Source organism: Caulobacter sp. GW456-12-1-14-TSB4, assembly GCF_059424195.1.
Genome location: NZ_JBWKZF010000039.1, coordinates 1 through 12,823, shown reverse-complemented (window position 1 = coordinate 12,823; position 12,823 = coordinate 1). Strand labels below are relative to the sequence as shown.

The 12,823-nt window shown below is 69.2% G+C and carries 14 protein-coding genes; 10 read left to right on the top strand and 4 right to left on the bottom strand.

Translation table 11 applies throughout. The features are described from left to right. Positions 1–26 precede the first annotated feature (26 nt). Both gatA and gatC read right to left on the bottom strand, forming a co-directional pair. On the bottom strand, positions 27–1,499 hold the full coding sequence (gatA, locus tag AC07YH_RS24260; protein ID WP_494749469.1) for an Asp-tRNA(Asn)/Glu-tRNA(Gln) amidotransferase subunit GatA: 1,473 nt from the start codon (positions 1,497–1,499) through the stop codon (positions 27–29). Further along, the gene (gatC, locus tag AC07YH_RS24255; protein WP_494749468.1) at positions 1,499–1,786 is read right to left on the bottom strand and encodes an Asp-tRNA(Asn)/Glu-tRNA(Gln) amidotransferase subunit GatC; all 288 of its coding nucleotides are present in this window, start codon (positions 1,784–1,786) and stop codon (positions 1,499–1,501) included. The genes gatA and gatC overlap by 1 nt, the downstream gene beginning before the upstream one ends. Before the next feature lie 187 nt (positions 1,787–1,973). On the opposite strand from gatC, the gene AC07YH_RS24250 reads away from it, so the two are divergent. The 4 genes from AC07YH_RS24250 (at position 1,974) to AC07YH_RS24235 (ending at position 5,173) form a co-directional block, all read left to right on the top strand. Next, positions 1,974–3,569, top strand: coding sequence for a M28 family metallopeptidase (locus AC07YH_RS24250; protein ID WP_494749467.1), 1,596 nt, complete (start codon positions 1,974–1,976; stop codon positions 3,567–3,569). Between the two features lie 10 nt (positions 3,570–3,579). After that, positions 3,580–4,050, top strand: coding sequence for a Holliday junction resolvase RuvX (ruvX, locus tag AC07YH_RS24245; RefSeq protein ID WP_494749466.1), 471 nt, complete (start codon positions 3,580–3,582; stop codon positions 4,048–4,050). Between the two features lie 92 nt (positions 4,051–4,142). Continuing rightward, a complete protein-coding gene (locus AC07YH_RS24240) occupies positions 4,143–4,412 on the top strand; it encodes a hypothetical protein (protein WP_494749465.1) in 270 nt (89 codons plus the stop codon). Positions 4,413–4,624: 212 nt separating this feature from the next. Then, on the top strand, positions 4,625–5,173 hold the full coding sequence (locus tag AC07YH_RS24235; RefSeq protein WP_494749464.1) for a hypothetical protein: 549 nt from the start codon (positions 4,625–4,627) through the stop codon (positions 5,171–5,173). An 88-nt stretch (positions 5,174–5,261) separates the two neighbouring features. On the opposite strand, the gene AC07YH_RS24230 is transcribed toward AC07YH_RS24235, so the two are convergent. Next, entirely contained in the window at positions 5,262–5,807 is a 546-nt protein-coding gene (locus tag AC07YH_RS24230; protein ID WP_494749463.1) for a hypothetical protein, read from the bottom strand. Between the two features lie 190 nt (positions 5,808–5,997). Here AC07YH_RS24230 and AC07YH_RS24225 point away from each other — a divergent pair, with 190 nt between their 5' ends. The 6 genes from AC07YH_RS24225 (at position 5,998) to AC07YH_RS24200 (ending at position 12,240) form a co-directional block, all read left to right on the top strand. Beyond that, a complete protein-coding gene (locus AC07YH_RS24225; RefSeq protein ID WP_494749462.1) occupies positions 5,998–6,996 on the top strand; it encodes an aspartate carbamoyltransferase catalytic subunit in 999 nt (332 codons plus the stop codon). Then, the gene (gene pyrC, locus AC07YH_RS24220; RefSeq protein ID WP_494749461.1) at positions 6,993–8,294 is read left to right on the top strand and encodes a dihydroorotase; all 1,302 of its coding nucleotides are present in this window, start codon (positions 6,993–6,995) and stop codon (positions 8,292–8,294) included. The genes AC07YH_RS24225 and pyrC overlap by 4 nt, the downstream gene beginning before the upstream one ends. A gap of 110 nt (positions 8,295–8,404) precedes the next feature. Next, entirely contained in the window at positions 8,405–9,130 is a 726-nt protein-coding gene (locus AC07YH_RS24215; RefSeq protein ID WP_494749460.1) for a hypothetical protein, read from the top strand. Positions 9,131–9,234: 104 nt separating this feature from the next. Beyond that, on the top strand, positions 9,235–9,891 hold the full coding sequence (plsY, locus tag AC07YH_RS24210) for a glycerol-3-phosphate 1-O-acyltransferase PlsY (RefSeq protein WP_494749459.1): 657 nt from the start codon (positions 9,235–9,237) through the stop codon (positions 9,889–9,891). Next, complete coding sequence (dprA, locus tag AC07YH_RS24205; protein WP_494749458.1) at positions 9,888–10,985, top strand: DNA-processing protein DprA; 1,098 nt, start codon at positions 9,888–9,890, stop codon at positions 10,983–10,985. The genes plsY and dprA overlap by 4 nt, the downstream gene beginning before the upstream one ends. A gap of 85 nt (positions 10,986–11,070) precedes the next feature. Further along, positions 11,071–12,240: a class I SAM-dependent DNA methyltransferase gene (locus AC07YH_RS24200; protein WP_494749457.1), complete on the top strand. Its 1,170-nt coding sequence runs from the start codon at positions 11,071–11,073 to the stop codon at positions 12,238–12,240. Here the strand turns inward: AC07YH_RS24200 and AC07YH_RS24195 are convergent. Then, positions 12,237–12,823 (bottom strand): hypothetical protein (locus tag AC07YH_RS24195; protein ID WP_494749456.1); only part of this gene is annotated, 587 nt, incomplete at its 5' end. The genes AC07YH_RS24200 and AC07YH_RS24195 overlap by 4 nt on opposite strands.

The window sequence follows — 12,823 nt, the reverse complement described above, 5'->3', positions numbered from 1 at the left end:
GCTCCACCGGAGCCGCCCTTTTCATTTTACCACCACTTCTCGGCTTTCGCTTTGAAGCCAGCTGCCTTCTCGACCGCCCCGGCGACCGAGAACACCGTCGCCTCGTCCAGAGGCTTGCCGATGATCTGCAGACCCAGCGGCAGGCCGTTGGCGTCGAGACCCGCCGGCAGGGACAGACCCGGCAGGCCCGCCAGGTTCGTCGTCACCGTGAAGACGTCGTTCAGGTACATGGCGATCGGGTCGTTGCTGTTCTCGCCAAGGCCGAACGCCGCCGAAGGCGCGGTCGGGGTGAGGATCGCGTCGCACTTGGTCCAGGCATTGTCGAAGTCCTCGGCGATGCGACGACGCACCTTCAGGGCCTTCAGGTAGTAGGCGTCGTAATAGCCGGCCGACAGCACATAGGTGCCGATCAGGATGCGGCGCTTCACCTCGTCGCCGAAGCCCGACGCACGCGTGTGCTCGTAGATCTCGGTCAGGTTGGCGCCGTCCTCGCGCAGGCCGTAGCGCATGCCGTCATAGCGGGCCAGGTTCGAGGACGCCTCGGCCGGGGCCACGATGTAGTAGGCCGGCAGGGCGTACTTGGTGTGCGGCAGGCTGATGTCGACGATCTCGCAGCCGGCCTCCTTCAGCCAGGCGATGCCGTCCTGCCAGAGCTTCTCGATCTCGGCCGGCATGTTGTCCACGCGGTATTCCTTGGGGATACCGATCCGCAGGCCCTTCACAGACTTGCCGACGAACTGGGTGAAGTCCGGCACGGCGATGTCGAGGCTGGTCGAATCCTTGGGGTCATGGCCCGACATCGAGGTCAGCAGCAGGGCCGCGTCCTCGACGGTCTTGGCGATCGGACCGGCCTGGTCCAGCGAGCTGGCGAAGGCCACGACGCCCCAGCGCGAGCAGCGGCCGTAGGTCGGCTTGATGCCGACCGTGCCGGTGAAGGCGGCCGGCTGGCGGATCGAGCCGCCGGTGTCGGTGGCCGTGGCGCCCAGGCACAGGTCGGCGGCGACGGCGGCGGCCGAACCACCCGACGAACCGCCCGGGGTCAGGGCCTTGTTCGAGCCCTGGGCGCGCCAGGGGTTGGTCACCGGACCGAAGTAGCTGGTCTCGTTCGACGAGCCCATGGCGAACTGGTCGAGGTTCAGCTTGCCCAGCATCACCGCGCCGTCGCGCCACAGCTGGCTGGTCACGGTCGACTCGTAGGTCGGCACGAAGTTCTCGAGGATCTTCGAGCAGGCCGTGGTGCGCACACCGTCGGTGCAGAACAGGTCCTTGATCCCCAGCGGCGCGCCTTCCAGTGGACCGGCCTCGCCCAGCGCCCGGCGGGCGTCGGACTTGGCGGCCATGTCCAGGGCCTTTTCCGGGGTTTCCAGGATGTAGGCGTTCAGGCCGCGCGCGGCCTCGACGGCCTCGATGTGGGCCTTGGTCAGTTCGACCGAGGTGAACTCGCGCTTGGCCAGGCCGTCGAGGGCGCTGGCCAGGGTCAGCTTCGTGAGGGCGCTCATTATTCGACCACCTTCGGCACGACGAAGAAGTTGTTCACGGACTTGGGCGCGTTGCTGGTCACCCGAGCCGGATCGCCGCCCATGGTGACGGCGTCCTCGCGCAGCGGCAGGCCGGCGGCCACGACGCTGGTCAGCGGCTCGCAGCCGTCGGTGTCGACCTCGGCCAGCTGCTCGATCCACGTCATGATCCCGTTGAGCTCCTGGGCCAGGGGCTCCAGGCGCTCTTCTGGCGTGGCGATGCGGGCGAGCCGGGCGACCTTCCGCACAGTGGCGGCGTCAATGGCCATGGGGATCTCCTAAATTCGAGCGTGTGGGTTAGCCGCGCGAGGGGCGCTTTGACAAGCGCTTCCGCCGCGCCGCGGGGCGCGCGCGCCGAAAAGTCGGGCCAGCGGAGAATTTTCCGCAAGCTTGGCCCGGGAGGCTGTTCCGTCGATCAACGTCATGCCACCGTCCAGGAAACCGGGAGGACGTCGCTTGAAAACCCTGCTGCTCGCCACCGTGGCCGCCACCCTAGCCCTGTCGGCCGCCCACGCCGAAACGCGGGAGGACGCCGGCAAGGCCTGGTGGTCGCACATCGAGTTCCTGGCCGGCGACGCTCTGCAAGGCCGCTTGACCGGCAGTCCGGGCGAGAAGGCGGGCCTCGACTATGTCGCCGCGCGGTTCAAGGCCCTGAGCCTGCAGCCCGCCGGGATCGACGGCTATTTCCAGCCGGTGGCCTTCAAGGCCCAGCGCGTGTTGGCCGACCAATCCAGCGCAGCCCTGGTCGCCGACGGCGTCGCCACCCCGCTGGCCATCGGCCCCGACCTGCTGCTGTCGGCCCGCCTGCCGCAGCCGGCCAGCGTCGAGGCGCCGCTGGTGTTCATCGGCTACGGCCTGAAGATCCCCGAATACGGTCACGACGACTTCGAGGGCCTGGACCTGCGTGGCAAGATCGCGGTCGTGATCAATGGCGGTCCGGCCGAGCTGTCGGCCCCCGTGAAATCCCACACCCGCAGCGCCCGCACCTGGAAGGCCCTGGAAGCGGCTGGCGCCCTGGGCCTGATCACCATCCCCACGCCCAAGGGCATGGACATCCCCTGGCAGCGTCAGATGCTGCTGGCCTCGCAGCCGGGGATGTACCTGGCCGATCCGGCCCTGGGCGACGTCAGCGCGCCGCGTTTCACCGCCAGCTTCAATCCCGCCCAGGCCGCCAAGCTGTTCGCCAAGTCGGGTCATGACTTCAGCCAGCTCCTGACCGCTGCCGAGGCGGGCCAGAAACTGGAGCGGTTCGACCTGAACCAGTCGATCCGCGCGACGGTGAAGGCCGAGGTCACGGATACCGTTTCGGCCAATGTCGTCGCCAAGCTGCCGGGCTCGGACCCGAAGCTGGCCGCCGAGCACGTCGTGGTCTCGGCCCACATCGACCACCTGGGCGTGGGCGAGCCGATCAACGGCGATGCGATCTATCACGGGGCCATGGACGACGCCTCAGGCGTGGCCTCGGTGATCGAGATCGCCAAGGCCATGAAGGCCCAGAAGGCCAAGCCCAAGCGCTCTATCCTGTTCGTGATCGTCACGGCCGAGGAGAAGGGCCTGCTGGGCTCGCGCTATTTCGCCCTGAAGCCGACCGTGCCGAAGGCCTCGCTGGTCGCCGACGTCAATATGGACATGCCCCTGCCCCTGTGGCCGCTGAAATACCTGCTGATCCAGGGCGCGTCGGAAAGCTCGCTGGGCGGCGAGGCCCAGGTGGTGGCGAGCGCCAAGGGCTACGAGCTGACCAAAGACCCCTATCCGGATCGCAACTCCTTCGTCCGCACCGACCAGTACAGCTTCGTGAAGGCCGGCGTGCCGTCGCTGGCGCTGAAGTTCGGCTATCCGGTCGGCACGCCCGCCTATCAGATCGAGAAGGACTGGCGCGCCAACCGCTACCACTCGCCGGCCGACAATCTGAGCCAGCCCGTCGACCTGCCCGCCGCCGCCGACTTCAACGCCTATGTCACGGCCCTGACGCTCAAGATCGCCGACAACCCGGTCAAGCCCAGCTGGAACGCCGACAGCATCTTCAGAGACTCCGGACCGGCGAAGCCCTAAAGAGGCCGCCATGCCCGTTCTCGACATCGCAGACTTCGCCGCCGCCCTGCCCCAGTACGCCGCCATCGTCGGCCTGGACCCCGGCGAGAAGACCATTGGGGTCGCCGTGTCGGACGTCACCCGCACGGTCGCCACTCCGATGGCGCTGATCGAGAAGACCAAGTTCAGCAAGGACGCCGAACAACTCTTCAAGCTGATGGACAGTCGCGGCGCGGTCGGTATCGTCATCGGCCTGCCGATGAACATGGACGGCACCGAGGGCGTCCGCTGCCAGTCCAACCGCGCCCTGGGCCGCAACCTGCTGCGCCTGAAGCCCGACCTGCCGATCACCTTCTGGGACGAGCGCCTGTCGACGGCGGCGGTGACCCGCGTGCTGATCGACGAGCACGACGTCTCGCGCAAGCGCCGCGACGAGGTCGTCGACAAGATGGCCGCCGGCTGGATCCTGCAAGGCGCGCTGGAGCGGCTGCGCGGCCTCTAGCGCCGGCTTTTTCGCCTGACGCCAGAACATCCGAGCCTTTTGGAATCCGGCTCGTATGGATAATCTTGGTTAAGTCGCAAGCGGGGGCAGGCATGAAGGACAAGCGGTTCGCCATGGCGGGTGTCGTCCTGTTCGCCAGCCTGATGGCCGGCGCGACCCTGGCCGGCACGGGCGACGACTGCCCGCCCAATCCCGAACCCGGCAAGTGCTACGAGAAGGTCTACCGGCCAGCCCAATACGAGAACTATGCCGAGCAGGCCGGCGATCGGATCGTCACCCGGCAGCGGAAGATTCGCGAGGCCAGCTTCGCCTGGCAGGTGATCCCCTGCGACGGCCGCATGCCGCCCAGGCGGTCTTACTAGGGCCTATTCAGCTCAGACCTGCAAAAACCAGGTCAAGTGGGTGTAATCACACACTTTACACTCAATCTGGGGACCAGAATTTTCCCCCTCGGGGGGAAACTCGAAGACAACATTGTTCTGTCTTTGAATATGGTTAAGTTCTGGTAATGGATCGGACGTCAGGTCCGCCCCAGGTCGGCGCGTACCTGGGTTGAGGGCAACGAGGGGCTCGGATGACTAGGAAAGTCTTGATGGGGCTGACGGCGTTCGCCGTCGCCGGTTTGTCGGTCACCTCGGCCATGGCCGACGGTCGCAACTATGCGCCGCGCCCCGCGCCGCGTTACGCCCCGGCCCAGGGCTCGTCCCTGGCCGATCAGCGTGACTACGCGCCGCGCTCGCCGACCCGCTATGCGCCGGCTCCGCCGCCGCAGGGCTATCCGCCGCCCCCGCCGCCGCCCTCGGGTCCGGCCGGCATCGACTGCCTGTGCACCCGCGCCGTCGCCTTCTACGGCCCGACCTCGGGCTATGGCGACATCACCGTCGCCGCGCCGGGCGTCCGTGTCATCGGCGAGCCGGTGGTCGTGCCTTCGGGCCGCATCGATATCCAAGGTCCGCCGGTCTATGTCGACGCGCCGCCAGTCCGCGTCGCCGCGCCGCAGATCTACCTGCACCGTCCGGAAGTGTTCGTCCGTCCGTCGGCCGTCACGGTCGAGGCCCCGGAAATCCACTTCACGGGCTGCGCCGACGGCGTGCGCTGCGAACCGGCTCCGGCGCGCCGCTAGGGCTCGGAACCAGCCAGGAATTCGAGGCGGGAAGCGCGAGCTTCCCGCCTCTTTTCGTTCTGGAGCGCCGCCAGACTAATTGGAGAGGCTACTTGGAGGCGACGCAGAAGGCCCGGGCCTTGGTCGCCAGATCCAGGTTTCCGCCATCCAGCGCGGCCTTGACGGCTTCGTCGCAATGCTTCTCGCCGAGCAGGCCGGTCACCTTGTCGTTCAGCGCCTTCTCGATCTCGGCGTTGGCCCGCAAGGTCTCGGCCTCCTTGCGTTCGCCCGGCAGGCACGGCGAATACCATTTGGCGTCGGCGCAACGGGCGATCAGCCGAGTCCGGCGCGCGTCCTCTGCATGGGTCTCGTTCGACGAGACGACCATGGGCGGGGCCTGCGGCTCCGGCGTCGGCTGAGGCGACGTCGACAGGGGCGACGTCGGTTGGGGCGGCGCCGGATCGGCCGTTGTCGTGGACGGCGGCGCCACCATCATGCTCGGCGCGGGGTCCAGAGGATGCACCGTCGTCGTCGATGGGATCTGGTAGTGGCAGACCCAGCCCTTGTCGGTGGTCTCGCACGACTGCAACGTCGCCTTCGTCTCCTGGGACGACGGTTCGGCGGTCTGCAGCAAGGCGATCAAGAGTAACAGCACGGCCACCCCCGAGGAGCCTTCTGCGAAGCACTGGCTTCACAGTACCCACCGAACCGCCCGGGCAACAAGTCGGCGCAACCCCGGAAGGACGTCCAGGATGTGAAACTTCGTGAATATTCCTGAGGACAGTCCGCCGCGCGCTGTCCCCCAAGCTTCCCTTCCCCTCCAAAGCCGCCTAAGAGGCGAGCTCATGACGGCACCAGCCCATGACCCCGCCCGCGCGGCCATCGATGCGATCCGCGCCCGCGTCTTTGAATTCCCCAAACGCCACTTCCTGTCCGCTGGCGACCTGAACGCGCCCCAGGCGACGGACCTGCTGGACCTGGCCGACGCCTTCGTCGCCTTCAACCGGCAGACGTCCAAGAGCCTGGACCTGCTGCACGGCCGGACGCTGATGAACCTGTTCTTCGAGAACAGCACCCGCACCCAGAGCTCGTTCGAGCTGGCGGGCAAGCGCCTGGGCGCCGACGTCGTCAACATGAACCCCAAGACCTCGTCGGTCGCCAAGGGCGAGACCCTGATCGACACGGCGGTCACGCTGAACGCCATGCGGCCCGACCTGCTGGTCGTGCGCCACGCCTCGTCGGGCGCGGCCAGCTTGCTGTCACAGAAGGTCAGCGGCCACGTGGTCAACGCCGGCGACGGCCAGCACGAGCACCCGACCCAGGCCCTGCTGGACGCCCTGTCGATCCGCCGCGCCTTCGGCCGCGTTTCGGGCCTGACCGTGGCGATCTGCGGCGACGTGCTGCACAGCCGCGTGGCGCGCTCGAACGTCTCCCTGCTGCACACCCTGGGCGCCAGCGTGCGCCTGGTCGGCCCGCCCACCCTGATGCCGGCCCAGGCCGAGCGCTGGGGCGTCACCGTCCATCACGACATGAAGTCGGGCCTGGCCGGCGCCGACGTGGTCATGATGCTGCGCCTGCAGCTGGAGCGGATGCAGGGCGCCTTCGTGCCGTCCACCCGCGAGTATTTCCGCTTCTACGGCCTGGACCGCGAGAAGCTGTCGCGCGCCGCGCCGGGCGCCAAGGTCATGCACCCGGGCCCGATGAACCGAGGCGTCGAGATCGACTCCGACGTCGCCGACGATCCGGCCGTCAGCCTGATCCAGGACCAGGTCGAGATGGGCGTCGCCGCCCGGATGGCGGTGCTGACCAGCCTTGCGGCCCGTATCGAAAAGGCCGGCCAATGACCGCTCCCACGCCTATCGCCCTTGTCAACGCCCGCCTCGTCGATCCCGAGAGCGGCTATGACGGCCCCGGCGGCGTCATCGTCTCCGAAGGCGTCATCGCCGACGTCGCCAAGGGCCGCGAGTTCGGCAAACTGTCCAAGGCCGTCCGCGTCATCGACTGCGGCGGCGCCCTGCTGGCGCCCGGCTTGATCGACCTGCGCGTCCGCACCGGCGAGCCCGGGGCCGAGACCAAGGAAACCCTGGCCTCGGCGGCCAAGGCCGCGGCGGCCGGCGGCGTCACCTCGATGGTGGTCCAGCCGGACACGGCCCCCGCCATCGACGACCCCAGCGTCGTCGACTTCATCCTGCGCCGCGCGCGCGACATCGACAGCGCCCGCATCCTCGTCGCTGGCGCGGCGACCAAGGGCCTGGCCGGCGCGCAGATGGCCGAGATCGGCCTGATGCGCGAGGCCGGTTGCGTCTACATCACCGACGCCGGCAAGCCGATCGTCGACAGCAAGGTCATGCAGCGCGTCCTGACCTATGCGAAGGGTTTCGACACCCTGCTGGCCCACCGTCCGATGGACCCGTGGCTGGCCAAGGGCGGGGCCGCGATCGGCGGCGAGTTCGCCGGCCGCATGGGCCTGCCGTCGATCTCGCCCATGGCCGAGCGGATCATGCTGGAGCGCGACGTCGCCCTGCTCGAAGCCACCGGCGGCAGGCTGCTGGTCGACCAGATCACCTCGGCCCAAGCGTTGGAGACGCTTGCACGCGCCAAGAAGAAAGGCCTGCGGATCAGCGCCTCGGTGTCGATCAACCACCTGTCCTTCAACGAGCTGGACATCGGCGACTACCGCACCTTCGCCAAGCTGAACCCGCCCCTGCGCGGCGAGGACGACCGCCAGGCGCTGATCGAGGCGCTGGCCGACGGCCTGATCGATATCGTCGTCTCGGCTCACAACCCCGCTCCCGCCGAGGACAAACGCCTGCCGTTCGACGAGGCCGCCCCCGGCGCCGTGGGCCTGGAAACTCTGCTGCCCGCCCTGCTGTCGCTCTATCACGACGAGCGCATCGCCCTCGTGGACCTGATCCGCGCCGTCACCCTGGCTCCGGCCGAGCTCCTGGGCCTTCGCGGCGGCCGCATCGCGCCGGGCGCGCCGGCCGACCTGGTGCTGTGCGACATCGACGCCCCGATCATCGTCGACGCCGCCCGCCTGTTGTCGAAGTCCAAGAACTCGCCGTTCGATGGTCGCAGGCTGCAGGGCCAGGTGCTGATGACGGTCGTGGACGGCCGCGTGGTGCACCGGGCCGAGGGGTAGCTGACACTCTCGGCGGCAATTCAACCCTCAAGGTCGCGTATCATCGGTCTGCGATTGTAAAGACGCCGGACGTCCCGCACACTCGCCGGGCGCATCCGGGGGGCGAGCAGATGACCGCGATCGAGGCTGGCCGTAGGCCCGTGTTGAGCATCGAACGCCGCTTCCATCTGATCATGGCGCTGCTGATGGCGGCGGTGTTCGTCGGCGGTTTCTCCACGACGGTGCCGGAAGACTTCACGCACAAGCCCGGCCTGCCGCTGCTGCTGCACGTGCACGGCGCGGTGTTCACGCTGTGGGTGCTGGTCTTCGTGGCCCAGCCGGCCTTCGTGGCGCGCGGGTCGCTGAAGCTGCATCGCCAGATCGGGATGCTGGGCGCGTGGCTGGCGGGCCTGATGGTGATCATGGGTCTGGCCGCGACGATCTTCGCCATCCGCTACAAGTTCATCCCCTCGTTCTTCCCGCCGACCATCTTCCTGGTCATGAACGTGATCGGCATCCTGGTCTTCGGCGCCCTGGTCGCCGGCGGCGTCGCCCTGCGGCGCAAGGCCGACTGGCACAAGCGCCTGATGCTGTGCGCGACGATCTCGATCCTGGGACCGGGCCTGGGTCGCCTACTGCCGATGGACTCCTTCGGCGCCGCCGCGCCGCTGGTGATGTTCGGCGCCATCATGCTGTTCGCCCTGGCCGGGCCGGTCATCGACCTGGTCGTTCGCAAGCGGATCCACCCGGCCTATGCCTGGGGCGTGGGCGCGATCGTGTTCAGCAACCTTCTCACCGCCCCCCTGGCCTTCACGCCGCCGGCCCGGGCGCTGCTGAAACTCATTCAAGGCCACTGAGACGCTGGTTTTGCCCCGGCTCCGACTCTGCACTACACCTGTGACCCACAACTCTCGCTTGCGCAGCGGTTGAATTCGCGCGCAACTCGCCTTAGGGTCGAATCGTGCAAGATCTCGCCGCAGCCACCTATCTGACGCTCGCCATCACCATCGTTGGCGGCTACCTGCTCGGGTCGATCCCGTTCGGGCTGATCGCCACGCGCCTGGGCGGGGCCGGCGACATCCGGCAGATCGGGTCGGGCAATATCGGCGCGACCAACGTGCTGCGCTCGGGCCGCAAAGACCTGGCGGCCATCACCCTGCTGGGCGACGCCGGCAAGGGCGTCGTGGCGGTGCTGCTGGCCTGCTACCTGACCCACGGCAACGCGGCGGTCATCGCCCTGGCCGGCGGCGCGGCGTTCCTGGGCCACCTGTTCCCCGTCTGGCTGAAGTTCAAGGGCGGCAAGGGCGTGGCCACCTTCTACGGCGTGCTGCTGTCGGCCGCCTGGCCGGTGGGGATCGCCGCCGGCGCGACCTGGCTGGCCGTGGCCTTCCTGCTGCGCATCAGCTCGCTGGCCGCCCTGGTCGCCGCCGTCCTGGCCGCGCCGTTCGCCCTGGCCTTCGACCAGCCCTATCCGATCATGGTGCTGTGCCTGTTCATGGCGGTGCTGATCTTCATCCGCCACCGCGAGAACATCGCCCGCCTGCTCAAGGGCCAGGAGCCCAAGATCGGCAAGAAGAAGAGCGTGGAGGAAGCCCCTCCCGTCATCGACGCGCCGTGATTCCGGGCCGGCTCTCGGACATCCAGCGTTTCGCCTGGCTGCGCCTGGCGCGCACCGAGACCGTCGGCCCCGTCGCCTTCGAGCATCTGATCACCCGCTACGGCACGCCCGAGCGGGCCCTGTCCGCTCTCCCCGACCTCTCGCGCAAAGGTGGCCGCGCTGTTCCGCTCTCCCTGCCGTCGCGTGAGGCGATCGAGCGGGAGCTGGAAGCCGGTGCGAAACTGGGCGCGCGGCTGATCTGCGGCTGCGAGCCGGACTTTCCGCCGCGCCTGGCAGCCCTCGATCCGCCGCCGCCCGTGATCTGGGCCTTGGGCCGGGCCGAACTGCTGTCCGAGCCCAGCCTGGCCATCGTGGGCGCGCGCATCGCCTCGGCCGCCGGCCAGCGCTTCGCCCGCCAGCTGGCCACGGACCTGGGGACCGCCGGCTATGTCGTGGTCTCGGGGCTAGCGCGCGGCATCGACGGCGCGGCGCATGAGGGCTCACTCTCCACCGGCGCGGTGGCCGTGCTGGGCGGCGGGGTCGGCGACATCTATCCGCCCGAGCACGACAAACTGCACGCGCGCCTGGCCGCCGAAGGCTGCATCGTCTCGGAAAGCGCGCCCGACCGCCGCGCCCAGGCCAAGGATTTCCCACGCCGCAACCGCATCATCTCGGGCCTGTCGCTGGGGGTCGTGGTGGTCGAGGCCGAGCTGAAATCCGGTTCGCTGATCACCGCCCGCCTGGCCGCTGAGCAGGGCCGCGACGTCTTCTCCGTGCCAGGCTCGCCCCTGGATCCGCGTTCGAAGGGCACCAACGACCTGATCCGCCAGGGCGCGATCCTGTGCGAAGGCGCCGAGGACGTGCTGCGTTCGCTGTCGGGTCAGATCCACCTGCGCGAACGCGAGCGCCCCTATGAGGCCCAGCCGCCGGCCGATATCGACCACGACGCCCTGCGTGAGCGCGTCGCCCATCTCCTCTCGCCCACGCCCGTCTCGCGCAACGATCTCGTCCGCGCCGCCGGCGCCCCGGCTTCGGCGGTGATGGCGGCCTTGGTCGAACTTAGCTTGGCTGGACGCGCCGAACTGCTGGACGGCGGCATGGCGGCCGGTGTGTAACCTAGATCGGGTTTTTGCTCGAACTCGCGCTGAGTCGCGCGAAGGACGACTAGGTGCGCTTATGGATACTCAAGCCATAGAAGACATGCTCGCCGTCGCGGTGGCGGCGGGGGCCGAAGGCCGGCTGGACGACGCCGAGGCGGCGTTCCGCGCCGTCCTGGTCATGAAGCCCGACCACGACGAAGCCCTGTTCGGCCTCGGCCTGAACCTGCTGATCGCCCGTCGCTTCCAGGAAGCCGTCGAGCCCCTGACCTGGGCCGCCCATGCGCCCAACGCCGAACCGGTGCGCCGGCAGTGCCTGGCCCACGCCCTGTTCCTGACCGGCGACTTCGCCCGGGCCGCCGACACCTTCGCGACCGCCGACAGGATGGAGCCCCTGCCCGAGGGCGCGCGCCTGACCTGGGCGCGGGCGGCCGCCTACAACGCCCTGGACAGCGTCCCGGTCGAGGCGGCGCTGGACCTCTACGGCAAGGTCGCCGGCCCGCTGGCCGAGGACCTGGAGACCGTGGCGCGCGAGGGCTTCGGCATCCTGGTGGCTTTCGATCGCCTCGAAGCGGCCCGCGTGCTCGGCGCCTGGCTGGAGGCGCGCAATCCCGGGGACGTGGTCAAGACCCACGAACTTCGCGTGCTGCTCGATCCGACCATCGACCGCTCGCCGCCAGCCTATGTCGAGGCGCTGTTCGATGACTTCGCCGAGCGGTTCGACCGCCAGCTGGTCGAGATGCTGGACTACCGTGCGCCCGCGTTGCTGGCCGACCTGGTGGAGGCCCGGCGCCCAAGGTTCGAGCGGATCCTGGACCTGGGCTGCGGCACGGGCCTGGCCGCGCCGTCGCTGGAGCGGTTCGGAGCCGAGCTGACCGGGGTCGACCTGTCTTCGGCCATGCTGGCCAAGGCCGCCGAGCGCGGCGGCTACGACCATCTGGAACAGGCCGAGGCCGTCGCGTTCCTCGGCAGCCATCCTGGCCACTTCGACCTGATCGTCGCCGCCGACGTCCTGATCTATTTCGGCGACCTGGCCGCGCTGTTCGCCGCAGCCGCCGAAGCCCTGGTCTCCGGCGGTCTGCTGGCCTTCAGCACCGAGCTGGGCGAGACCGGCTGGAAGCTGCTGCCCAGCGCCCGCTACGCCCACGGCGACGACTATATCCAGGCCGCCAGCGCGCCCGGCTTCCGGATCGTCGAGCGCCAGGAGACGGCCCTGCGCCGCGAGACGACCAGCGTCACCACGGGCTGCCTCTACGTGCTGGAGCGGCTCTAGCCGCCGCTTCTGCGCGCGCCCTTGGCGAACAGCAGGTCCGACCACCGCCAGTGACCGCCGCCTAACGCGAAGCGGGCCGAGCCTGGTCCGTCGTTCAGCGAAATCAGGACGAGACCCCGCATCGGCTCCTTCCGGCAGGCGGCGGGCGCGAAGGCGACCTCCATCATGATCATCTCGCGCAGGCCCGCCAGGCCGTCGCCCTCCTCGCCGGAGGTGCGCTGCCAGTCGCCGCTCCAGACCAAGGGCGCGCGCCCAGCCCCGACCGTCGCGCCGTGAGCCCGCAGCAGCGAGGCGCGGGCGCGGGGGTTCTTGCGCAGGCCTTCCTGCAGCAGCCGGACCATGTCGCAGCCATCACCGCCGCCACCGCCGCCCGCCCCCGAGCCAGCGGTCGCCGCGCCCATCAGCTCGGACTCGCCCAGGCCCATCACCGGACTGGGACCTGGGTCACGACTGGCCGGCAGCGGAACGACGTCCTTCGGCGGCGGGCGTTTCGACACCTTCAGCGGCGAGCGCGACGCGGCCTTGGGGGCCGCCTTGGGCTTCTCGGGCGACGGCGGCTTGGCCGGGGCCTTCACCGGTGACT